Here is a 23990-nt window from a genome sequence, read left to right on the forward strand (position 1 = left end):
ATAAATCAATAACGTTTCCCTAATTGCCCAAAACTTATCAATATAATCTCTCATACCGTTGGTTTCATTTGACTTCCTTTGGAATGCTTACTGTAAAACAACTGCCCTGCTCTTTTACGCTCTCCACCGTCACAGTTCCATCATGGGCGGCGACAATGGATTTAACAATAGCAAGACCGATTCCGGCGCCTCCGAATTTCCGGTTCCTGGATTTGTCGGTTCTGTAAAAGCGCTCAAAGATTAACGGCAACTCCGCTTCAGGAATTCCAATTCCCGTATCCTTTACCTTAACAATCCCCCACCGGTCCGTTTCATATACTTTAATCTCTATAGCTCCGCCCTCTGGCGTGTATTTGATAGCATTGGAAAGCAGATTGGCCACGACCTGGCTGAATCTGTTTTTATCCGCTTCGGCAAAGACCGGACTGCCCTCTATGGAAAGAGATAAGTTCTTCTTGCTGATTTCTCCCTCCATCGTATCTGACACCGTTTGTACAATCTCCAGCAAATCGATCCAGGTTTTATTTAAGACCAGGTTTTCGCTCTCTATCTTCGCCAGCTGCCCCAAATCCTCAACCAGTGTTCCAAGACGCATTACCTCCTCATGGCAGCTTTTCAGCCGTTCAGGGGTTGCATCCCATAAGCCTTCAATCATGGCTTCCAAATGGGAACTCAAGGCAGTCAGCGGTGTCCGCAGTTCATGAGCCACATCTGCAGTCATCTGTTTGCGCAGTCCTTCCTGTGTTTTAAGGGCATCGGAGAGATGATTGATTGCGTCTGCAAGATCATCAAGCTCCCGTATCCTTGTACCTGGCTCGAACCGGATGTCATAGTTGCCTTTAGATATTTGTTTGGCAATATAAGCCGTTTTTGTGACTGGACGGGATATTCTTCGGGCAAGGAGACACCCTACCACCACTGAGCAGGCGCTGGATAAGATTCCTATGACAAGAAGTACTGTATTCATGACATTGATAAAATTAAAATCTGCCTCATTCATAAAGAACGGACCGTAATACTTAATAGAGACTGCTCCCACCTTTTTCCCATTCTGATCGATTTCAAAGGAGTGGTCCACAAAGCCGCCCTCAGCGCCCCTCTCTTCCATACGCGCTGATATCTCATTCATAATCTGTCCGCATAGGCTCATGTCATGGTTTTCCGCATCCCATACCATGTTTCCTCCTGCGTCATACAGTTTCACGATATACCCGTCATACAAGGCATTCATGCCGATGGCATGAACGTAGTCAAGCTTCCAGTTCCGTTTGAATCCATCGTACTGCCTGCTTAAATCATCTACGATATTTTCCCTGCGCTCCCGCCCAAGTTCTGTGATATACTTCTCAAACTCCCGGTTAATAACCCAGTTGGAAAGAAGGCCAATCAGCCCAATAGTGACCAGAAGCGTCAGCAAAATAGAAAGAGACAGCTGTTTTCTCAGGCTCTTCAATCTCCATCCCCTCCGAATTTATATCCCAGCCCCGGGATCGTCCGCACATACACCGGGTTTTTGGGATCGTCCTCAACCTTTTTTCTAATGTTTTTAATGTGGCTGTCTATCGCCCGGTCATATCCGGCAAAGCCCTTGTCCAGAGCCGCTTCGATCAGTTCCTCTCTGGTAAATACCTTCCCAGGGTATTTGATGAGCACCGACAGGATTTTCAATTCGCTGGGCGTCAGAGTCAGGCTGATTCCCTTTTTACGAACTTCATTCTTCTCAAAATCAATGACCAGATCTCCGTTTCTCCAGGAATTCCGCTTAACAAGGGGAACCAGGTCGCTTTCTGTCCTGCGGAGAACAGCTTCAACTCTGGCATACAGTTCTTTTAATCCAAAGGGCTTGGTAACATAATCATCTGCCCCAAGGCCCAACCCTTCCACCACATCACCTTCATCGACCTTGGCGGTCAGCATGATGATGGGAACCCGGGATTTTTTACGGATCGCAATGCACACCTCTTCTCCTGAGATATCCGGCATCATAAGATCCAGAATAACAAGAGAAATATTTTCCGAATCGAATATCTCCAGGGCCTTCCTGCCGTTTTCGGCAGGGAATGTGCGGAATCCCTTGCTTTCCAAAAGCAGACAGACTACCTCCAGTATTTTAGGTTCATCATCCACAACCAATACATTTTTGCTGCTTTTAAGCATTTTAGCACCTCTATCTAATAGAAATTAAAACGCGAAAGGCGGGAACCGCCTGGTTATGCGGTTCCCGTCCTCTTTACTTACTGCTAAATGATATCATAGCCCTGATCTTCAATCTCAGCTTTGATCTTGTCTATGGATGCCTGATCCGGGTCATGATCCACGGTTACGGTATTTGCTTCCAGGTCCACTGAAACACCGGATACGCCTGATAAAGCACCTACCGCATTTGTGATCGCCTTTACACAGTGTTCACATGCCATTCCATCTACATTTATAACTGATTTTGCCATTTAAGTTACCTCCGTTATATTTTTATTTTAAATTAAAGGGTTTTAATAATTTATAAACCTCTAAAGTCTTTCCGCCTTCCATTACTGAAACCGGGGCATATACCCAGCCTTCCACTTTTTCCGGATCAACACCGGCCGCAATGAGAGGTTCGGGATTTAATACAAAAACAATGTCCTTATCCTGATCTAGGTTTTTCACGGTATTTGTTTCCATATTTTTTGCCCATTCAAACATATTGCCGTCTCCCAGCTTTACCCCATAGTGATCCATGTCCATATGGTAGTTGATAAAGCTGCGGTGCTTATTTACGATCTGCTCATAGGCTGCAAGAGGAGTTGCCTCTCCCTCAGAAACCGGTTTTTCAGTTCCAAGCTTTGTTCCTACCATCAGCATTCCATCATAGGCTGCATAATTATCCGGCAGTTTATCCGTATCAAGCCCTGCACCGGTAAATGGGGCTGCATCAAGCTCCAGCATTACATCATGAAGTGGGCTCTGGCTGTAATCTCCGCTCCAGATAAAGCGTACACCGCCATCTGGGGCAGTTAAGGACCAGCCTCCATTGATTTCATCAGCTTTCACATTGTCGGGAATCGTATTTAAAATTGTTTCAAAGGATGTGGCAGATTGTTTTCCGACTACATCCAGATTTCCCCCCGCTGTCCGTATAACCGCTACAACGATCACTGCCACCAATACTGCGGCGGCTCCCACCGCTGCAATTAATTTTCCATTTTTGTTCATATCCGGTTCACCTCGTTCCTGTGGTTGGTTTGAATCGTTTCAGCCGCAATGCATTCGTCAGCACGGAAACTGAGCTTAAGCTCATGGCTGCTGCTGCAAAAATCGGGTTAAGAAGCGGCCCGTTAAAGAGCAGATGTAAAAGCCCTGCAGCGATGGGGATTCCAATCACATTATAACCGAAGGCCCAGAAAAGATTTTGCTTGATATTTCGGATGGTCTGCTTGCTTAAGTTAATTGCCGTGGGCACATCCATTAAATCTGAACGCATGAGAACGATGTCAGCGGATTCCATGGCTACGTCTGTACCGGAACCGATTGCGATACCGATATCCGCCTGGGCAAGAGCCGGAGCGTCATTAATTCCGTCACCTACCATGGCTACCTTGCGGCCTTCGGCCTGCAGCTTCCTGACCTCATCGGATTTATCCTGAGGAAGCACCTCGGACAATACCCGGTCGATTCCTACCTGTTTTGCAATAGCCTCTGCAGTTCTCTTATTGTCACCGGTAATCATGGCTACTTCTATGCCCATCTTATGCAGGCGTTCAATGGCAGCCCTGCTGGATTCCTTTACAACGTCCGCAACGGCTACAATACCTGCCAGCTTGCCGTTAATGGCTACATACATCGGTGTTTTTCCTTCCCCGGCCAGCTGGTCTGACGCTTCCTCCATTCCTGTTAAGGAAATGCTGCGTTCCATCATCAGCTTCCGGTTCCCGGCAAGGATATCTTCTCCGTCTATCTTCGCTTCTATCCCCCGTCCGGTTAAGGACTCAAAATGTTCCGCTGCAGATAAGGTAAGTCCGGCATCTTCCGCACCGTGGACAATTGCCTGCCCCAGAGGATGCTCAGAGCCCTTTTCTGCTGAAGCCGTAAGCTGAAGCAGCAGTTCTTTGGAAACCCCTTCTACAGCCAGTACATCAGTCACCGTCGGTTTTCCTTCGGTAATGGTGCCAGTTTTATCAAATACGATCGTACTGATTTTATGGGCTGTCTCAAGAGCCTCTCCGCCCTTGATCAGGATACCGTTTTCCGCGCCCTTTCCGGTTCCAACCATGATAGCAGTAGGTGTCGCAAGACCTAAGGCACATGGGCAGGCGATAACCAGAACTGAAATAAATATGGTAAGTGCAAACTTTAAGTCTCCGGCGGTGCCGATATACCAGGCAATACCGGAAAGCAGGGCAATCACACAAACGACCGGAACAAAATATCCGGAAACAATGTCTGCCATCTGAGCGATTGGAGCCTTTGAGCCCTGAGCGTCCTCTACCAGCTTGATGATCTGAGCAAGGGCCGTATCGCTGCCGATCTTTTCCGCTCTGAACTGAATGGTTCCTGTGGTGTTTAGGGAAGCGGCATAAACCTGATCCCCTTCTTTTTTATCCACCGGCATGCTTTCACCTGTCAGCATGGATTCATCGATGGCAGTGTGACCGCCTATCACGGTCCCGTCTACCGGGATCTTTTCGCCGGGCTTTACTAAAATCATATCACCGATTTCTACTTCGTCAATAGGAATCTCTTTTTCCACGCCGTCTTCAAGAATGATTGCCGTCTTGGGCGCAAGGCCCATCAGCTTCTTGATCGCTTCACTGGTTCTTCCCTTTGAAACTGCTTCCAGGGATTTTCCCAGCAGAATAAGGGTTATGATAACTCCCGCCGATTCATAATACAGGGAATCCACTGCCATAAAATGTCCTTCTGCAATCTGGAACGTGTTGTAGATGCTGTAAAGAACAGCAGCCGTAGTTCCTATAGCGATCAGGGAATCCATGTTTGGACTTCTCTGAAACAGGGCTTTAAAACCTATGGTATAGAATTTATATCCAACGCCTATGACTGGAACCACCAGCAGCAGTTCCACCAGAGCATAGATCAGGGGATACTCCATGGGAGCGATCCCGGCCGGGAAAGGCAGACTGACGATCTTGATCATGGGTGCCATGGCAACGTAGAGAAGAGGTATGGAAAACACCGCAGACACGATGAACTTCGTCCATAGGGTCTTAATCTCCCGCTGCTTGCGTGCCCGGTCCTCATCCGCTGCATCTGCTTTGTTTACTTCCAGGGCCTTGTAGCCTGCCTTTTCAATGGCTGCCCGTATGGCAGACATCCTGACCTTCTGAGGATCGTAGGCAACCGTAGCTTTTTCCGTTGCAAAATTAACCGATGTACTTATCACACCATCCAGTTTTCCCACAACTTTTTCTATACGTTTCGCACAGGCCGCACAGGTCATTCCGCCGATTGGTATGGTCACATTGGCATTTTCGGATTTTTCCACCACCTCATATCCGATTTTTGATACTGCTGCTTTAATCGCAGAAAGTTCAAGGGCACTGCTGTCATATTCCACAAACAGCTTTTCACTTGCCAGATTTACATTCGCCTGGCTGATACCGGAAAGCTTCCGCACTGTTTTTTCAATTCTCTGCGCACAGGCTGCACAGGTCATGCCCCTTATATTTAAAATTTGACTTTCCATTCTGATTCACCTCACTATTTTTTACTGCCCCTTCCTTTGGGCGTCCCCTCCGGCGTCGGCAAAGATCACAATAATACTAGTTTTTTCCATGGCCTCCAAAAATATGCTATCCTGTTATCTTGTATTTTTCGAGTACTCATGTTATTATTATGGCACTAATTGCGAAATTTGCAAGTATGCACTTTTTTGTGTTATAGTACCCAAAATGATACTAAGGGAGGAGATTTTAAATGAACAGCGACTGCACAACTTATCATTGCCCCGTAGATGCCACATTGGATATGATCGGAGGGAAATACAAAGCCCTCATCTTATGGCACTTAATTAACAATACCCTTCGGTTTGGAGAGCTTCGCAAGCTCATTCCCCAGGCAACACCCAAAATGCTCACCCAGCAGCTGCGGGAACTGGAGGAAGATCATCTGATCATCCGTACCGTATATCCGGTAGTGCCGCCAAAAGTGGAGTATATGCTTTCGGATCTTGGAAACAGTATCCGTCCTATTCTGGAAACCATGTATAATTGGGGAGCAGATTACTTAAGGCAGAATGGCCTTACCGTAAGCTGCTCCATGAAATTCCCCACAAAAGATTTTTAATAAGAAGCTTTCCAGTTAGCAAATATCTCTTTGGACTCCTTAAGGAAATCATAAGAGATCGTGATGGACTCGTCTGTCACGGTCTTTTCCTTGTCAAAAATAGGCCAGGGATTGCAGCCGCCTGCCTCCACTTCTACCCGGTTCATAGGAAAACGGTTTCCACAGTTCTGGCACACAAGAACATCTCCATCCTGCTTATAGTATCCTCTTCCTGAATCATAGCATACCTGGCAGGTGTTAAACGCTGTCCGGATCGTTCCATCCGGAGCCTGGACAGCAATGACCTCCATCTGAGTACCGTCTACATCAACCGGATAAAATTGGGCCGTACTTGAAATATCCTTTACCGGAATTACAAGGGTCTCTCCATTCTCTACCTTTTGGGTACTTTCTGCCGCTGCTTTGGTTGATTCTGTTTTCTCCGCCGTTTTCTTGGGAGCGCATGCAGTAAGAGCTGCGGCAGCTATCATCAGTAGTGCAAGCTTCATTGGAAGCCCACTGCGTTTCTTTCCGTTTCTTTTGACATATCCGTTCTGAAATTTCTGTAACATGTAAATGTCCTCCTGAATTTATACTTTGTTAATTCTTTTTCTGTTTGTCTCCCATAAAAAACATTGCTATGATAATACCAAAAACCGGGAGTATGCAGTGCCAGTGACTTAATAATAAACTCATCAATCCATTCTCCTTTCCTCTTTCCTTTCCCTATTCCCAGGGCATAGAGGTATCCCTGGAAGGGATTTCCTCAGCCCAAACAGATCGATTCCCTGTTTATCCGCAGCAGGAACCGCCTGCTCCCTGGAAGGTATCTTCAGGCCAGATAAGAGTCTTAAAACTGCTTATTTCTTTCTTAATGGCATCCATATCTAAGTTATCTAAATCATCCACAACCTTGATATACCCATAAAAAGCATTGTCCCCGGTGGAAAAGTCAAAGCTTCCTGCAGGTGTAAAATACAGGTTGTTTTCTCCCTCTTCAAGAGGAAGCTGGGTTGCAAAATCCGGAACAAGAAGCAGGGTTCCATAGGTGTCACCAGACGTATTGTCAATAATATTCCATTCCACATCCACACCGGATTTCACCACTGCCGCTGCCGGTTTAAAACCTTCATCCGTAAGTTCCATCGTAATTCTCTGAATGCTGTTTCCGTATTCATCCGTGGCGTCTTCCGCAACTGCTACCTCATCCGTTGGAATCGTATAACCGGCTGCTACCGGTTCTTCCGGCGCATATTCTTTTAATACGCCTTCTCCATCAGAGCCTGCGCTGTTCTTTACATCTCCTTCTTCCGACACATTAATGGACCCACGGATCATCCCCATCCAACAGCTGTAAGAGATCTTCCCTGTTTTCTCAGGAGTAAATTCAATGACATTTTCTCCGGTCTTAAAGGAATATTCAATGCCAAGATCCCGGATAATCATCCGGTTGTTACAGCCGTTTACGCTACCCTGGGGCGCTTCGATGATCCATTTTACCGGAATCCCTTTCTGAACATTGATGTTGGGATATCTACCTGGAGAAAGTGTACTGTTTATAATCTGAACTCCGTCTTCTATTTTTATATCTTCCTTTTTCTCCTGCCCTCCGGCTGCATAGGCGTTGTTTCCGCCACTTGAGAATAAGTCCGGTGCCTGGAATCCTGACAGGCTCAGCCCCTGGGAAAACATGGACATACCCAGTACCACAACCAGAACCGCTCCCACTGTCATGACCTTGCTTGTGAACCTTTTTCCCAGTGCTGAGGAAAGTGCTCCAAGTCCGAACATCAGAGGTACAGTGCCGAGGCTGAACAGGAACATGGACAGCGCGCCGGAAAAGGGGCTTCCGGTGGACAATGCATAGATCTGCATCGCCTGTAAGGGGCCGCATGGCATAAGGCCGTTTAGCAGACCCACAATCAGAGGACTGCTGCTTTTTGATTTTTCTTTGTCAATTTTTCTCGCAAATATTTGAGGCATTCTCGGATTCAGCCTGCGCAGCCACGGGAAAATCCCCAGCATGTTTATGCCCATAATGACCATAAACACTCCGGCTGCCAGCTTTAATACTCCCTGAAGAGTATTTGAGAACGTAACCACCGAACCCAGCGCTCCCACCAGGAAGCCTACCGCAGTGTAAGAGATCACCCGTCCCAGGTTATAAAGAAAAGTTGGCCGGAATGTAGATAAACGGCTCTTTTCTGAGACAGCATCTCCGCTTTTTGGAATGCACTGGGACAGATTGATTCCGCCGCACATTGCCACGCAATGAACGGATGTAACCAGGCCGATAACAAACAGCATTCCATAACTCATCTTTTCGTCTGCCAGCTGGCTGGGCGCAAGCAGGTTTAAAAGGCCGAACTGCTGGATCAGCATATATAAGGAAACAATGATAAGCAGGATTCCTATGACCCGGCTGCTATCCGGTCCCTGCTTTTCATGATCTGTTAATACCTTGTAATCCAGACCTTCAATAATCCCTACAATGCTTTTATACGAAATAATATCCGTATCAAAGGTGATGACAGCAGTTCCGGCGCTGTAACTTACTTCCGCTTTTTCGATTCCAGCCGTGTTGCGCAATTTTTTTTCAATTTTATTTTGACAGCTGATACAGGTCATCCCGCCGATCCGTAATTTTTTAGTTCTTACAGCAGATCCCATCGTCTGTCCTCCTTTTTCAATTTCTGAAACAAAGAATAGCAGGGCGATTTGTAGAAGTTGTGTAGATAAGATTTTTTTCAAAAAAAACGTGTATACCACTCATTCAAATGGTATACACGTGTCAATTTTGTATTTAAAATTACTCAGCCTGACTAAGCCTTATATCCAGACAAACATCACCGATGGATGTAGTCACACAGCAGGCAGTATGGAATGTATATTCTCCGCTCTCGTCCGGCTTACGTAAAACCGGCGGAAGGATATCACAGGTCAGATCTTCACCAGCAAGCATGGTAAGAACATTTCCGCTGATAATATTGGCAACTTCAGATACGGCAGAGGTGACAAACTCATCCACTGCATCAAATTCCATGCCGCTCATGATATTTACGATGCCAAGAGATGTCTCATGAGGAAGACGGTAAATCACCTCCCCCTTAAGATCTCCAATAAAGCCGATGGAAACGTCTAGTTCCTCCTCGCATGCAAAAGAATCTGCCGGGTGATCGGAAACATCGTTAAGTTCAAGCATCAGCTTAAATACATTCCGGGTTGCTTCTAAAAAGGGGCCATATAAATCAGTCATTCTTAGCTACCCCCTTTGATATCGCATAAGTGGCTATGCGCTGGTCTTCTGCTGCAACATGGTTGATAAGCCATGCCATAAGCTTTCCGGCGAACTTCTGCATCAGCTGCTCGTCATAACCGCTGCGCTCATATTCTTCCGTAACTGCAAGGACATAATTTACCATGTCGGTATGGATCTTCTTATGCTCTTCTCTGCCCGGATAACCGATTTTCTCCTGGTATGCCTCCTCGTCACGGAAATGCTCTACCACATACGCATTCATAAATTCTAATGTTTCATTCACCTTTTCTACTTTTTCATCCCAGGAAGCGGAGGAACGTAATACTTTCATAAAAATCTCTACCCGCTGAAACAGCTCCATATGCTGTACATCAATTAAAGGAACTCCCAGCTCATACTTATCCTTCCAAAGCATCGTAATCCTGTCCTTTCTTTAAAATATACCGGCTCATCAAGCCGGTATATTCTTTATCATTCGTTTAAAATCTTTGCTCATGCCTGTATTATAGCACGATTCGGATACAAGTCAATGTTCAAATTGAATGAGGGAAACAATCATTTCTTCACATATCTGCTGTACACTTTTATGATCCGTTTCTACGATTATATCCGCTGCTTTTTCATAAAAATCCTTACGTTTTGCCATAAGCTCTTTTATGAATTCCACGTTCATATTTCCATTTAAAATTGGACGCCCGCCATCATCCTTTACCCTCTCCAAAATGGTTTCAGGGCTGGCAGTTAGAAGTACGATACAACTTCCCTTTTTAAGATTTTTAACATTTTCCTCGCGGATTACCGCACCGCCCCCACAGGAAATAATAGTCTGGCTGCAGTTTTGCAGGTTAAGGATCGCATTGCTTTCACAGTCCCTGAAGTACTCTTCTCCGTATTTTTCAAATATATCCCGGATCGGCATCTTCTGGTCGTCCACGATCATGGCATCTACATCCACTTCCTTCATGGCCAGCATATCCCTTAAGTATTTGGATACCGTACTTTTTCCTGTTCCCATAAAACCGATCAAAGCAATGTTATGATCAAACAGTCTTTTGCTCTGTACACATTTGCTTTCTTCACCGATTTGTTTGAAGATTCTTAACAGTTCGTTGCAATAATCATGATCTCCTATTGCGGCAACTAACGTTTCGTGCCGGAGTTTCTCCTCTTCCATCTGAAATATAGGAAGTCCTTGCTCCTTCTTGTATTCCATGATCTCTGCTGCGTAACTAAGACGCCGCATCAAAAGGTCTAAAATTTCCATATCACAGCGATTCAAATCTTTTTTTATTTCATTCAGCTCTCTCATACTGTCTCTCCATATTTATCTTATCGTTCCTTTATATTTTTTACATTATACATAATATGGAGGCAAGCTGTAAAGCAATTCTTTCGGTTTGTTTTGTCAGGGATTTTTCTGGTCCATGGAACAAATTTACTCATTATTCATATAAATTCGTTGTTTGGAGGCAGGTAAACGTGATATAATTTTATTTATAGAAGTATATCATATACACGAAAGGTGGTATGTCTTATGGCAATTGATTTCAAAAAGATGGAAAAGGATTTATACCAACCCGGCGCGAAACCAGCCATCATCGAAGTGCCGGAAATGACTTTCATTATGATTGATGGGCACGGTGATCCAAATACCAGTGAGGCATATCAGACTGCATTGGAAGTCCTCTATGGTTTGGCTTATGCTGTAAAAATGAGCAAAATGGGCGGCAGGCAGCCCAAAGGGTATTATGACTTTGTTGTTCCCCCATTGGAAGGTTTGTGGTCAACGGATACAGGCGTCGTTGAATCTGGTATAACAGATAAGAGTGCATTTTGTTGGACCTCCATGATACGAATGCCGGAGTTTGTTACGCCAGAAGTCATTGAAGAGGCGAAAGTCAGCCTTTCAAAAAAGAAGCCCAGTCTTGATTTATCTATTGTGCGGCTTGAAGCTTTCAATGAGGGGCTTTGCGCTCAGGTTATGCACACCGGCTCCTATGATAACGAACCGGCAACAATTCTCGCCCTAAAAACATTTGTTGCGGATTCGGGTTATAGGATTGATCTTTCGGACACGCGCAAACATCATGAATTGTATCTAAACGACCCGCGTAAAACATCTCCTGAAAAATTGAAGACAATAATTCGCTATCCGATTATCAAGTAATGTAAGAGGGATATTATTAGAATAGAAAACTTTACGGTAATGCGAACATTTGTAAATAAGGTACTAATAAAGGTAAAAATACAAATAAAGATACAAATAACGGATGATGCGAATAGGTTATATCGCTTCATCCGTTTTCTGAATTATAAATTTTCTTATAGCTCCATATCTTTCGCCCATAATGGCTGCGTCCTCCACAGAAACGCCCTTGGGGTAAAGTCTGCTCTGCTTTAACGAGTATGCAGTGAGTCATCTTTAAAGAGTCTGAATCTGCCCACTTCCTGCTGGAGCATCTGCGCCTGGGCAGCCAGTTCTTCACTGGAGGAAGAACTTTCTTCTGCGGTCGCAGCGTTTGTCTGGACAACTGCAGATACCTGGTATAAGCCCTGATTGATCTGTTCTATCACCTGTACCTGCTGGGAAGAGGATTCCTCGATCCCTCTAATCGCTTGTTCCACAAACTGCGCCTGCTCCGCAACTCCCTGAAGAACCTTTGCCGTCTCATCGGCTATTTTCTCACCCTCTGAAACACTGGTCACCGAATATCTGATCAAATCAGCCGTCTGCTTGGCTGCTTCCGCAGATTTTCCGGCGAGGCTCCTGACTTCATCTGCAACCACTGCAAAACCTTTGCCAGCCTCTCCTGCGCGGGCAGATTCCACAGCCGCATTGAGCGCAAGAATGTTCGTCTGGAATGCAATATCTTCAATCACTTTCGTGATGCTTGATATTTTATCAGAGGCGGAACCGATTTCCTTCATCGCCTCATTCAGCTTTCGCATGTATTCATTGCTCTCGTTGACCCCGGCACCGGCCTGCCCAACATAATCAGCAGCCCTTTGAACATTTTTTGCATTTTCTTCTGCCTGCTCCGCCACGCTGCTGACGGAAGCATTCAGTTCCTCAATCGTAGCTGCCTGCTCCGCAGTTCCGGAAGCCAGAGCCTGTGCCGCAGAGGAAACCTGTTCTGCCCCTGCATTGACCTGATCGGATGCTGTGCTTATTAATAACAGTGTGTGGTTTAAATCTTTTCTGATTTTCTGCAGCGCAAGCCCAAGGATGTCCTGGTCAGAACGAAGGGGGACCTCATTGGTAAAATCTCCATTGCTGATCCTGTCGGCTGCATCCACCTGTTTTCCAATGCTGTCGATCATCTTAGTAAAGGCATTGGCAAGCTGGCCGGTTTCATCCTTTGAATCAATACTGCCAAGCTCCACATCCACATGCCCTAATGCGATCCGGTTTGCGGCATCCACAACCTGTTCAATTGGCTGACTGATCATTTTTGAGATTCTTGCCCCTAAAAATACTGCTGTACCGGCTCCAAATGCAACAAAAAGAACCAGAACAGCGGTCAGCCACAATGCAGTATCATGATTGGAATCATTGGTCCTTCCGGCTTCATCCATCCGGTTGTCAATTAATTTGTTGAAATTATCAAACATCTTCTGAATATTATTTGTTTCCTGAAGAAGTGCCTCCCATGCGGCAGCCTCATTCCCTGCCTCTGCCTCAGCCATACACTTCTCTACGGCTGGCTTAAAAGATTCATTAAACAGCGAAACAGACTCATCTAAAAGGGTAAAGGATTCCGGAATTGTTATAGTCTTGCGGTAAGCCTCTATGCTGGTTAAAAACTTCTCCGATCCACTGTCAAAGCTTTGCTTCAGTTCATCAAGCTTTTGGGCATCTCCCGTATAAATTACCATGGCTCTTGAGTCCACCCGGAACTGATAAAGGCTTTCAAGTGCCTCAAATAAATCTTTCATTGGAGCTGTCTGCCCTTTATACATGTATGTATCCATTTGACTGATCCTGGCAAGTCCGGCAATTCCTGCACCCCCGATCAGCAACATAATAAGCGTCAGGCTTAAAAAACCTGTCGCCAGTTTTCGCGAAATACTGAAATCCTTAAAGCTTTTCATTTTATTTCCTCCCTGTTTTCTTAGGTATGATTAAAAATAGGACAATCCGGCTTCCCTATCCGGGAGCGCAATGCTGTCCTGGCAGAACGTATTCGCAGTATATTTGGTACTGCGGTTTAGAAGAAATAATATGATATTTAAAGGGTTACAGAAGGCCATGACGGTGAATATGACGGCTTTTAAATTCTGCATGCAGAATTTATTGAAGTAAAGTCTCCTACAGCAGAGTTACATTTTTAAAACAGAAAAGCGCAGACACAGTATATTATGTTATCATCACATGGAAAAGGAAAAATACATAGACCCGCCAAATGACGATGTTATTGACGGCTGATATATAAATTTTCAATAAAATATTCTCAATCCAGCACAATAATTCAAACAAAAATTCTTTTTTATTGCCTCAATTATAAATTTATTTGATAATTGACAAATAATATTTTTCTGTTGTATAATGAATATTGTCGAAATATACATATTTTTGTAACCGCAGTACCAAATATACTGCGTCTTTTTATTTTATTTATTGTGTTAATTAATTAAATTACCCATAAATCATACAAACTTCTTCATATATATTCTGATTATTATAATAAATTTTTCCCAACACCAGTCAATAGAAAGACTCAAAAAACCGGCCAGAGCATAAAAAAACTCTGGCCGGACGGCTATACATATGGAACTTCTATTCAGTAATCAACCGCTTTTCACCGGTAATCTCCTGTATTGTTTTTATGTCCTGGGTTACTTCCAGAACACCAAGATATTCTCCTTCATGACTTCTCACCGCATAATAGCGGATCAGAATATATTTTCCAGCCATTTTGATCCAAAAGTCTTCCTGGTCTTTCTTTCCGGTTTTGAAATCCTCAACAATCTTTTCAACAATATGAACACTGGCCGGCGGATGACAGTTGGAAACATTTCTTCCGATAATGGCTTTTGTTCTCGGGAAAGCACGCTCCTTTCCTTCTGAAAAATACTTTACCACATCATCCTTATTTACAAAGGTAATGTCAAAGGGAAGCGTATTTAACATGGAAGTCAACTCTTCTAACTTAAATTCCCCGGAAGGAAGCTTTATAAGACCTGCTTCTCCTGCTTCCTTTATCTCCGTCTTATCCTTTTCCTTGTCGGCTGCGGCCGGATTCCATTGCGGAACATGGTCGATCATAAAACCTATTTCTCCGCTTTCATCAGCTATTGTTTTCCACTCTTCCTGAGTCAGCTGTTCTAAAAGCATGGGAACCATGATATTTTCTTCTTTAAAAATCATTTCCGTGATCTTATCCAGTAATTTTTCAATCTTCTGTATCAGGGACTCATTGATTTTTCCGTTCTGATCAAGCAATTCCACGGTTTCTTTCACTTGATTCCTGATCTCATCATCTACTCCCCACATGACCTTTGGAGGTGCCGTGATTCCGTATTTCTCCATGTATGGAAACAGCAGATTTTCCTTCTTCCCATAATGAACGGACAAGTTTTTTAATTGATTTACTCCTTCCCTAAGCTTTAAAAATTCTTCCTTAACATTCTCTTTTGTAAGAACCAGATACGGGCGGATTCCGTTTTCAATAATATGAGTAATTTTCTTATTTTCTCTGACCAGCACATTTAACGGATGTCCAGGAATTAAGGTTGGATCATCCGGCTGATGGATTTCTTCAATAGAGCCTTTAAAAACCAAGGCGTGTACATCACAAAGCTTCTGTACCTCCTCCACCGGCAGCCCATCTGCGATCAGAGCAGCCTCAGCCGCAGAAATATCAGAGGCAGACACACCTTGAAAAGCCTTCTCAAACAGCTGCTTTACCTCTTCCACTGATTTTCCTTCATGAAGCTTTTTAATGATCTCTTTAATCGCATTTTGCCTCATTTCGCGATTGTTAATATATTCACTCATAGTATTCCTCCTTCTTCCACGGCCTGAATCCACTTCCCACTATATAAAAAACGCCCCCGTCTGATTGGATCATTTCCCTCAGAAGGAGGCGCTCTTCCCAATTATTCTACTGTTATTACTGAAACAGGACAACCCTCCTGTGCTTCAACTGCCGTTTGCTCCGCAGACTCCGGCACTTCATCAACATATGCTTCTGCAGGTCCGTCATCCCCCATTCGGAACACCTCGGGGCAAATCGATGCACACAGTCCGCATTCAATACAACCCTCTCTATCTACCGTTGCTTTCATATCAACAACTCCTTTCCCAAAGATAACTTTATTGTTGGTAATTTCTTAAAAATTATCCATTTTCCAAAGATATGTTTTATTTTTTTCAGAATATCACCTCCATGGTTTCCTGTATGTTGTAATTACAACATTTTCCATTTTTTAGTAAAGTATTGATTAATGTATGGAAATATGAGAAGAAATATGATACATTTTTTGATAACAGGAAATGTTGATAGGTATTGAATATGATTGGTAAAGGAGCAAAATTGATGAATATATGGAGTATGATGCAGCTGGATAAGGATAATAAAAATATTGATATACTTATGGATTATGATACTTTGGAAACAGTGAAACTTGGCGATTTATACCCGAATTGGTGGGCAGACAGCCATTTTAATCAAACCTAAAGCAGCCGATAAATGTGACTATGAATTAAAGCAGGAGTAAAAAATGTGGCAGAAAAAATCAGTTGAAAGTTATTTTCAGGCATGGATCGAAAATGATGCGGACGTACTAAGGACAGTCTTATCAGATGACATTATATACAGCGAATGTTATGGTCCGGAATATCATGGAATCGAACAGGTTTTTAAGTGGTTTGATGATTGGAATAAGGCGGGAACTGTTTTAGAGTGGTCGATGAAGCGGCTTGTTTCAGAAGGAAATACAATTGTTGCGGAATGGTATTTTAAATGCAATTATAACAATGTAATCAATGGATTTGACGGAGTTTCAATGATTGACTTTGATGATAATGGGAAAATCAAAGAATTGAAAGAGTTTCAATCGAAAGCAGAACATTATTTTCCCTATGAGAAATAAAACAGGGAGGCTGCATAACCAATACCCGTTCGTTATGCAGCCTCTCTTTTTATTATGCCTATATCCGGTTATTACGCGGTTATTATGCGTTCATGAAGAATTCAATGTCATCTTCTACAGTACCAATTCCTGCAATTCCAAAAGTTTCAACAAGAACCTTGGCAACGTTTGGAGATAAGAAACCAGGTAATGTCGGCCCTAAGTGAATATTCTTCACTCCTAAGTAAAGAAGTGCAAGGAGTACGATAACAGCCTTCTGCTCATACCATGCGATGTTATAAGCGATTGGAAGCTCATTGACATCATCAAGACCAAAGACTTCCTTTAATTTCAAAGCAATTACTGCCAGAGAATAGGAGTCGTTACACTGTCCTGCATCCAGAACTCTTGGAATTCCGCCGATGTCGCCCAGTTCTAACTTATTGTATCTGTATTTTGCACAGCCAGCCGTAAGAATGATGGTATCGCTTGGAAGCTGCTTTGCAAATTCTGTGTAGTACTCTCTGGATTTCATTCTGCCGTCGCAGCCTGCCATAACAAAGAACTTTTTAATGGCTCCGGATTTTACAGCATCAACCACCTTATCTGCAAGTGCCAGTACCTGATTATGAGCAAAACCGCCTACAATACTGCCTGTTTCAATTTCATCAGGAGAAGGGAGCTTCTTTGCCATCTCTATGATAGCTGAAAAATCCTTCTTTCCGTTTTCATCCGCAGGAATGTTTGGACATCCAGGGAAGCCCGCAGCGCCTGTTGTAAAGATTCTGCCTGCAACTTCAGGAGTCTTTGGAGGAACAATACAGTTTGTGGTAAAGAGAATCGGTCCGTGGAAGGACTCAAACTCGCCAACCTGCATCCACCAGGAGTTTCCGTAGTTACCAACAAAGTTGTCATATTTCTTAAATGCCGGATAGTAGTGGGCAGGAAGCATCTCACCATGGGTGTAAACATCCACTCCTGTTCCCTTTGTCTGCTCTAAAAGCTGTTCCATATCTGTCAGATCATGGCCGGAGATAAGAATGGCCGGATTCTTTCTGACACCGATATTAACGGAAGTGATTTCCGGATTTCCATAGCGTGATGTATTGGCCTCATCAAGAAGAGCCATTCCTTTTACTCCGTATTCACCGGTCTTTAAGGTCAGGGCAACCAGATCATCGGCTGTAAGGCTGTCGTCAAGTGTTGCAGCCATTCCCTCGTATATGAAGGAATAAATGGACACATCTTCATTTCCGATGTTGAATGCATGCTCAGTGTAAGCAGCCAGACCCTTGATTCCGTAGATGATCAGCTCTCTTAAGGAACGGATATCTTCATTTTCCGTAGCCAGAACTCCTACCAGAGAAGCCTTGGAAAGCATGGCTTCTCTGGAGTCCACAGTAAATACTGCTGCATCCTGATTTCCGTTGTATCCTGTATCCTTTGCAAGCTGGTCTCTTAATCCGAGAACCTTTACGATCTGCTTTTCAATTGCATCCGCATCAAAGTTTGCGTTTGTGATCGTAATAAAGAGGCTTGTAAGTACCTCGTGGTTGATTGTATGTAGCTCTGACGCATTGGTTTTTGTCTTTACAACAATTTCAGAAATTCCCTTTATCGCATAAACAAGCAGGTCCTGAAGCTTTGCAACCTCCTCGTTCTTGCCACAGACACCTTTGATGGTACAGCCTGTGTTCTTTGCTGTCTCCTGACACTGATAGCAAAACATGCTCATATTCCATTACCTCCTAATGTAAATTTTCTATGCACAGCACCTTTTTTCAATGCTCCTGCTTTCTTTTTAAAGGATACCACTGGAATAAAGCTATGTCCGTTGTTATAACAACATACTTGGATTTTATTTTTTTCCATAATAAAAACGGCCATATCAGCAATTTGTCTCTCCCAAAAAGCTGATACAGCCGGTCCTACCAAGAAACAGTGCCACAATTGGCCTTAATCGTTCGGAACCGTTTTAACGTTCTTCCATACAAATTTTCACAAATTTCGCCATAATCAATATATAACTGAAAATGAAAACAAAGCCTGCGGCCATAAGAGGCCATTTTCTCTTTTTTTCCGGGATCGATAATCCAACCATGATCCCCACTGCACACAGGCATATCTTTAATAGTGCAAAATCTTTTATGCTGCACTTTTGCACAAATGCATCGGCACACTTACAAATCTCTTTCATCCGCACCGTCTCCTTTCATGAATTTTCTTCTCTGGTTCATTTAATCACGTCCTGTTTGTTTGATCCATAGTTAGTATACGCTTTTGGAAAAATATTATTAGATTCTAACCGAAAATCCTGTCCAAATTTGAACGTCAAGGCCAAAATCGGAATCAACGATAATCCTGCACATCAAATTCTTTATTTTTATAATAGTATTTTCTGTCATCCTCTACAATCTGCCGGACTACTCGGCAGGGATTCCCCAGAGCCACCACACGATCCGGGATATCTTTTGTCACAACGCTTCCGGCTCCGATCACCACATCATTTCCTATGGTAACGCCTGGATTAATGATAACGTTGCCTCCGATCCACACATTGTTCCCTATGGTGACAGGAATGCCGTACTCATATCCTGAATTTCTGGAATCCGGATGTATGGGATGACCGGCAGTATAGATAGAAACATTGGGCGCAAACATTACATTGTCCCCGATTATCACCTTTCCTACATCAAGGATCGTACAGTTATAATTTGCATAAAAATAATCCCCTACCTCAATATTGGTCCCGTAATCACAATGAAACGGCGCCTCAATATGAACATCCTTTCCTGCCTTTCCAAGAATACTCCGAATCAGCTCTTCCATTTTTTCTTCGTCATCCGGGCACAGCTGATTATACTGGTATATCTTAAGCTTGTTCTCCATTCGCTCCTCGCGGAGCCCATCCAGCCAGGCCTTGTAAGGCAGGCCAGCCAGCATTCTTTCCTTTTGGTTCATGATCATTCCACCCTTTCTTCTTTCCTCTTAATTGAAACGGATACTACAATGATAAATCATGAAACGCCGAATATCAACCGTAAGGTCCACCATAATATTTTTGGGGAATATATTTTTATTTCACATCTATTGACAGATTATCATTAATCTGGTATTATGTTCAATAATTTATAAAATATTATATTTTTGAACAAAGGAGTATGCGATGCAGGCAATTATTCTGGCCGCCGGTATGGGACGGCGTTTAAAAAAGCTAACAGAGAACCAGCCAAAATGCATGGTCACTGTAAATGGCATTCCTATGATCGTACGCATGATGAAACAGTTGGATCATTGCCATTTGGACCGGATCATCATTGTTACCGGTCATAAGGGCGAAGAGCTGCAATCCTTTGTATCCTCTCTCCCCCTCTCCACTCCGGTCACCTACATAGACAATCCGGTTTACAAAACAACAAACAACATTTACTCCCTTTACCTTGCTAAGGACCAGCTACTCAAAGATGATACCATTTTGCTGGAATCTGACCTGATTTTCGAACAGGAAGTGCTGACCCAGATCGTAAACGATCCCTATCCCAATCTGGCACTTGTGGCCCATTTTGAAAGCTGGATGGATGGGACAGTGGTTCTGCTTGATGAACAGGACAATATTATGAAGTTCCTCACACGAAAGGATTTCCGTTTCGAGGATATTCATTCCTACTATAAGACTGTCAACATCTATAAGTTCAGCCGCAATTTTTCCACCACCCACTACGTTCCCTTCCTGGAAGCGTACAGCAAGGCTTTAGGAAACAATGAGTATTATGAACAGGTATTAAAGGTCATATCACTTTTGGATGACCACGATTTAAAAGCCACCAGACTGGAAAACGGCTTCTGGTATGAAATCGACGATGAACAGGATTTAGATATTGCAGAATCCATTTTTACGGATTCTCAAAGCAGACTATCCCGGCTATCAAAGCGCTTTGGCGGCTACTGGCGGTACCCTGGCCTTCTGGACTTCTGTTACCTGGTCAATCCCTATTTTCCAAACAGCCGTTTCATGGGAGAAATCAAGGCCAGCTTTGAAGCCCTTACCACCAGCTATCCCTCCGGCCTTGATGTTAATAACCTGCTGGCTGCAAAATCCCTGGGCCTGGACAGAAACCAGGTTCTCACCGGAAACGGGGCCGCAGAATTAATAAAGCCTTTGCTCCGCAGCTTTAAAAATGCAGTCGGAGTCCTGCGCCCTTCCTTTGAAGAGTATGGGGCATGTTCCCAAAATGCCGTTTATTTTTCCGTAACAGCTCCGGATTATACTTATACCGCCCAGGATATCATGGACTTTTACAACAATAAGGAGCTGGATGCTCTGGTTTTAGTCAACCCGGATAATCCCACAGGAAATTACATTCCAAAGAAAGAGGTTCTTTCTCTTGCCAGGTACTGCAAGGCCAGAGGCATTACATTCATTCTGGATGAATCCTTTATTGACTTCTCCTCTGCAGAGGAATCGCCGTCGCTTATGTGTCAGGAAATATTGGATGAGTATACGAACCTGGTTCTTATTAAAAGTATTTCAAAGTCCTATGGGGTGCCAGGGCTGAGGCTGGGGCTCCTCACCTGCAGTGATCCGGAAATTATCAGCCTTGTCCGGAAAGAACTGCCCATTTGGAACATCAACTCTCTGGCTGAGTATTTTCTTCAGATTTTCGAAAAGTATCAATCAGACTATCAGGAGGCACTGGATCGTTTTAAAGGGACCAGAGAAAAATTATACCAGTCCCTTCATTCCATCAGGCAGTTGAAGCTTTACCCTTCACAGGCCAACTTCATCATGTGTGAAATCACCGATGGCTGTTTGGCAACACAGATTGCGGAGTTGTTGTTAAACCGCTATAACATTCTGGTAAAGGATCTGTCCCATAAACCCGGAATGGAAGGCAGAGAGATAATCCGCATTGCAGTCAGAACAGAGGCAGACAACGAACGTCTGGCGGATGCGCTGAAACACATATTACGCTAATTAAAGGAGGCAATTATTATGAATACGCAAAATGAATCAAAGGAAACCTGGAAACAGATCTGGACCCGGAAAGGCCGGGCAGATAGCTCCGTTACAGACTTACTGGCATACGATGGATATGAAGCCACCAAGGTAGATATGGAAGAAGTGGCAAGCCAGATCATCAAGCGGCTGGATATACATAAAAACGACAGAGTCCTTGAAGTGGGATGCGGCGCAGGTGCCCTGGCTCAGTATCTGGACTGTGATTACGTAGGCATTGACTATTCCCCTACTCTTGTACAAAAGCACATCGAGTTTTTACAGAATTCGGTCCTGACCGGAGAAGCCGCAGACTTACCGTTTAAGGATAAATCCTTTGATAAGGTGATCTGCTACGGCGTATACCTTTATTTTGATAATAAGGAATATGCTGAAAAAGCAACGAAAGAGCTGCTGCGGGTTGCCAAAAAGGGAGTGCTGATCGGAGAGATCCCCATGCGTTCTCACCGGGAGGAACACCTGTTGTTTTCCAAGGAAGAATTTCGCGGCTGGGATATCAGCGACGGTTTTTATGATCCATACAGAAAAGACCGGTTCAATGCTGTTTATATCTTCTCCTAACAAATGTGTTAAGGCTGTTTCGTGCAGTCATCATACATTAAGACGAATTCAGAATCAGATTAAGGGAAAGGCGATCGCCTTTCCCTTTCAATTCTTCACAGTACGCCGCATTATACCATTCCCGACACAGCACGCTGCATCATTCATTCAGGAGCAGTTCTTTTTTATTGTTATACTCTCATATTCCTTTGGAGTATGGCCCGTGATCTTTTTAAATACGGTACTGAAATAGTATTGCGTATCAAAACCAAGCATATCTGATATTTCATACATCATATATTGATACGTCCCTATCAGCTCCTTTGCCTTTTCAATTTTAACCTCTGAGACATAATCCGAAAAATTTTTCCCAGTCTGTTTTTTAAAAATGCTGCTTAAATGTCCCTGGCTGATATTTAACAGAGCGGACATCTGATTTAAGGTTATCTTTTCCCGGTAATGCTCCCGGATATATTCCTGAACCAGCTCAATATACTTGTCCTTCCTGCTTTCCTTATAGGTCTCCAAACCTTCTGCCACCTGGTCCCGGACCCCCTCCAGCCAGGCGATCACGGCATTTAAGTCAGACAGATGGTTTAACTGTCCTGCCACATCTGAAATATAGGGAAAGCCCTGGTCCTCTCTCTCTTCCAAAAGGAATGTAATATAGTAATAAAGTTTACTGCATGCATTAACCGCCTGGGATCGGGATGGCTTACACCGGGCAAACAGCTGAATGATCTGGTTCATGATATTGGAAAAGCCGTCCCGGTCATTTTGACGGATAATGCCAGTTAATTCCTTCTTTAAACAATTAATATTGAAGCTGCTGCTGTGATAGAAGTTCTCTTTACAATTATCTAAATAATATACAATCGCACTGGAACTGTTATCATACGTTTCTTTCATAGCACTCATAGCCTGGTAAAGAAGATCCTGAACTCCTTCCGCTTCCCTCACCGGCCGGCTGACCGCAAAGGACACAGGAATATCAAAATATTCCCTGATTACCTTACGGAATTTGATGCTCATTGCTTCCACTGACTCTTTATAATCATCCATTCCCTCCAGAGAAAGAACAAGGATAAAACCTTTTTGCTCCTTTTTCAAAAGGCAGCATCTGTCAAAAAAACCCTTTACCATTTCATGAATGATATTTTCCGCAAAATTAATGATTCTTTTCTGGTCAGCCCTGGTAAATGTCTCGGAAAAACCCTCATGCTTGTAATTAAAATGAATTACCATCAAAAGAAGCACCGGGTAACGTTCCCGGATCATTACAGACAGCCTTTCATCCGGATGCGCATCCGCATCGCAAATCAAAATATGCCTGAAATAATTTTGAATGCGTTCGTCGGCGGTTACCTCTCCGCCTTCCATAAATCCTATCCTCCGACGGGTTAGGTTGCATCTGTCTTTGGCTCGTTCCAGAGCAGCGATTAACGCTTTCTCATCAAGTTCCAGCTTTATGAGATAATCAACAGCTCCCAGACGCAGCGCCTCTTTCACCAGAGAGAATTCCTCCAGGTTTGACAAGAAAATAAAAGATGCAGTATATCCTCGTTCAACAGATGCCTTCATAAAGCTGATCCCATCCATGACAGGCATTCCAATATCCGTTATCACAATATCTGGTCTTAGAGCTTCCATTTGTGCAAGAGCCTGGCAGCCATTGGTGACCTTTCTGACTATTTTACACTGATGCTCTTCCCAGTTTAAAAGAGAAGATACCCCTGCCAGAATCAGGGGTTCGTCGTCAACGATCATAATCCGATACATATTTATTACTCCAAAAGAATATTTACAGTTACCTGCATTTATCCCTCAGCCTTGGTTCCCATT

At 43.7% G+C, this 23990-nt stretch carries 24 protein-coding genes; 6 read left to right on the forward strand and 18 right to left on the reverse strand.

Features of this window, described 5'->3' with window-relative positions; translation table 11 throughout:
• Window positions 1-64 precede the first annotated feature (64 nt).
• From BMX69_RS11065 to BMX69_RS11085, 5 genes are all read right to left on the reverse strand, one after another.
• Window positions 65-1453 (reverse strand): HAMP domain-containing sensor histidine kinase, encoded by a 1389-nt coding sequence (locus BMX69_RS11065; protein ID WP_054791715.1) that lies wholly within the window; start codon window positions 1451-1453, stop codon window positions 65-67.
• Complete coding sequence (locus BMX69_RS11070; RefSeq protein WP_025233792.1) at window positions 1450-2157, reverse strand: response regulator transcription factor; 708 nt, start codon at window positions 2155-2157, stop codon at window positions 1450-1452. The genes BMX69_RS11065 and BMX69_RS11070 overlap by 4 nt, the downstream gene beginning before the upstream one ends.
• An 83-nt stretch (window positions 2158-2240) precedes the next feature.
• Complete coding sequence (gene copZ / locus BMX69_RS11075; protein WP_054791716.1) at window positions 2241-2447, reverse strand: copper chaperone CopZ; 207 nt, start codon at window positions 2445-2447, stop codon at window positions 2241-2243.
• Between the two features lie 22 nt (window positions 2448-2469).
• The gene (locus BMX69_RS11080; RefSeq protein WP_100042370.1) at window positions 2470-3192 is read right to left on the reverse strand and encodes a hypothetical protein; all 723 of its coding nucleotides are present in this window, start codon (window positions 3190-3192) and stop codon (window positions 2470-2472) included.
• A 7-nt stretch (window positions 3193-3199) separates the two neighbouring features.
• A complete protein-coding gene (locus BMX69_RS11085; protein WP_100042371.1) occupies window positions 3200-5680 on the reverse strand; it encodes a heavy metal translocating P-type ATPase in 2481 nt (826 codons plus the stop codon).
• Between the two features lie 230 nt (window positions 5681-5910).
• Between BMX69_RS11085 and BMX69_RS11090 the strand changes: the two genes are divergently transcribed.
• Window positions 5911-6279: a winged helix-turn-helix transcriptional regulator gene (locus BMX69_RS11090; protein WP_025233796.1), complete on the forward strand. Its 369-nt coding sequence runs from the start codon at window positions 5911-5913 to the stop codon at window positions 6277-6279.
• Here BMX69_RS11090 and BMX69_RS11095 read toward each other — a convergent pair.
• From BMX69_RS11095 to BMX69_RS11115, 5 genes are all read right to left on the reverse strand, one after another.
• The gene (locus BMX69_RS11095) at window positions 6276-6830 is read right to left on the reverse strand and encodes a DUF2318 domain-containing protein (protein ID WP_054791719.1); all 555 of its coding nucleotides are present in this window, start codon (window positions 6828-6830) and stop codon (window positions 6276-6278) included. The genes BMX69_RS11090 and BMX69_RS11095 overlap by 4 nt on opposite strands.
• 220 nt (window positions 6831-7050) lie before the next feature.
• Window positions 7051-8928, reverse strand: a complete 1878-nt coding sequence (locus BMX69_RS11100; protein ID WP_100042372.1) for an urease accessory protein UreH domain-containing protein — start codon at window positions 8926-8928, stop codon at window positions 7051-7053.
• Between the two features lie 139 nt (window positions 8929-9067).
• The gene (locus tag BMX69_RS11105; protein ID WP_054791720.1) at window positions 9068-9514 is read right to left on the reverse strand and encodes a chemotaxis protein CheX; all 447 of its coding nucleotides are present in this window, start codon (window positions 9512-9514) and stop codon (window positions 9068-9070) included.
• Window positions 9507-9932 carry a bacteriohemerythrin gene (locus tag BMX69_RS11110; protein WP_054791721.1) on the reverse strand — a complete coding sequence of 142 codons (426 nt, stop codon included), beginning with the start codon at window positions 9930-9932 and terminating at the stop codon, window positions 9507-9509. Before BMX69_RS11110 ends, BMX69_RS11105 begins: the two co-directional genes overlap by 8 nt.
• A 111-nt stretch (window positions 9933-10043) precedes the next feature.
• Window positions 10044-10826 carry a shikimate kinase gene (locus tag BMX69_RS11115; protein WP_100042373.1) on the reverse strand — a complete coding sequence of 261 codons (783 nt, stop codon included), beginning with the start codon at window positions 10824-10826 and terminating at the stop codon, window positions 10044-10046.
• 225 nt (window positions 10827-11051) lie between these two features.
• Between BMX69_RS11115 and BMX69_RS11120 the strand changes: the two genes are divergently transcribed.
• Window positions 11052-11684, forward strand: coding sequence for a GyrI-like domain-containing protein (locus BMX69_RS11120; RefSeq protein ID WP_100042374.1), 633 nt, complete (start codon window positions 11052-11054; stop codon window positions 11682-11684).
• Window positions 11685-11914: 230 nt separating this feature from the next.
• Here the strand turns inward: BMX69_RS11120 and BMX69_RS11130 are convergent, their stop codons facing one another.
• The 3 genes from BMX69_RS11130 to BMX69_RS11140 form a co-directional block, all read right to left on the reverse strand.
• Window positions 11915-13609 carry a methyl-accepting chemotaxis protein gene (locus BMX69_RS11130; RefSeq protein WP_100042375.1) on the reverse strand — a complete coding sequence of 565 codons (1695 nt, stop codon included), beginning with the start codon at window positions 13607-13609 and terminating at the stop codon, window positions 11915-11917.
• Window positions 13610-14294: 685 nt separating this feature from the next.
• Window positions 14295-15515 carry a DUF438 domain-containing protein gene (locus tag BMX69_RS11135; protein WP_100042376.1) on the reverse strand — a complete coding sequence of 407 codons (1221 nt, stop codon included), beginning with the start codon at window positions 15513-15515 and terminating at the stop codon, window positions 14295-14297.
• A gap of 101 nt (window positions 15516-15616) precedes the next feature.
• On the reverse strand, window positions 15617-15805 hold the full coding sequence (locus BMX69_RS11140) for a ferredoxin (RefSeq protein WP_024346194.1): 189 nt from the start codon (window positions 15803-15805) through the stop codon (window positions 15617-15619).
• 227 nt (window positions 15806-16032) lie between these two features.
• Here BMX69_RS11140 and BMX69_RS24105 point away from each other — a divergent pair, with 227 nt between their 5' ends.
• The gene (locus tag BMX69_RS24105) at window positions 16033-16197 is read left to right on the forward strand and encodes a hypothetical protein (protein ID WP_166433190.1); all 165 of its coding nucleotides are present in this window, start codon (window positions 16033-16035) and stop codon (window positions 16195-16197) included.
• Window positions 16198-16240: 43 nt separating this feature from the next.
• Entirely contained in the window at window positions 16241-16612 is a 372-nt protein-coding gene (locus BMX69_RS11145) for a nuclear transport factor 2 family protein (protein WP_100042377.1), read from the forward strand.
• Between the two features lie 82 nt (window positions 16613-16694).
• Here the strand turns inward: BMX69_RS11145 and hcp are convergent, their stop codons facing one another.
• The 4 genes from hcp to BMX69_RS11160 all read right to left on the reverse strand — a co-directional run bounded on the left by hcp (window position 16695) and on the right by BMX69_RS11160 (window position 19552).
• Window positions 16695-18326: a hydroxylamine reductase gene (hcp, locus tag BMX69_RS11150; RefSeq protein ID WP_054791763.1), complete on the reverse strand. Its 1632-nt coding sequence runs from the start codon at window positions 18324-18326 to the stop codon at window positions 16695-16697.
• Window positions 18323-18478 carry a hypothetical protein gene (locus BMX69_RS24110; protein WP_157724408.1) on the reverse strand — a complete coding sequence of 52 codons (156 nt, stop codon included), beginning with the start codon at window positions 18476-18478 and terminating at the stop codon, window positions 18323-18325. Before BMX69_RS24110 ends, hcp begins: the two co-directional genes overlap by 4 nt.
• Before the next feature lie 88 nt (window positions 18479-18566).
• Complete coding sequence (locus BMX69_RS11155; RefSeq protein ID WP_025233807.1) at window positions 18567-18788, reverse strand: hypothetical protein; 222 nt, start codon at window positions 18786-18788, stop codon at window positions 18567-18569.
• A 152-nt stretch (window positions 18789-18940) separates the two neighbouring features.
• Window positions 18941-19552, reverse strand: a complete 612-nt coding sequence (locus tag BMX69_RS11160; protein ID WP_100043832.1) for a sugar O-acetyltransferase — start codon at window positions 19550-19552, stop codon at window positions 18941-18943.
• A gap of 205 nt (window positions 19553-19757) precedes the next feature.
• Here BMX69_RS11160 and BMX69_RS11165 point away from each other — a divergent pair, with 205 nt between their 5' ends.
• Window positions 19758-21566, forward strand: coding sequence for an aminotransferase class I/II-fold pyridoxal phosphate-dependent enzyme (locus BMX69_RS11165; protein ID WP_100042378.1), 1809 nt, complete (start codon window positions 19758-19760; stop codon window positions 21564-21566).
• An 18-nt stretch (window positions 21567-21584) separates the two neighbouring features.
• On the forward strand, window positions 21585-22169 hold the full coding sequence (locus BMX69_RS11170; RefSeq protein WP_054791764.1) for a class I SAM-dependent methyltransferase: 585 nt from the start codon (window positions 21585-21587) through the stop codon (window positions 22167-22169).
• Window positions 22170-22316: 147 nt separating this feature from the next.
• Here BMX69_RS11170 and BMX69_RS11175 read toward each other — a convergent pair whose 3' ends face one another.
• Complete coding sequence (locus tag BMX69_RS11175) at window positions 22317-23927, reverse strand: response regulator transcription factor (RefSeq protein ID WP_100042379.1); 1611 nt, start codon at window positions 23925-23927, stop codon at window positions 22317-22319.
• Window positions 23928-23990 lie beyond the last annotated feature (63 nt).

Origin of the sequence: Lacrimispora sphenoides JCM 1415 (genome assembly GCF_900105615.1) — a bacterium.
In the GTDB taxonomy this organism is placed as follows: Bacteria; Bacillota; Clostridia; order Lachnospirales; family Lachnospiraceae; genus Lacrimispora; species Lacrimispora sphenoides.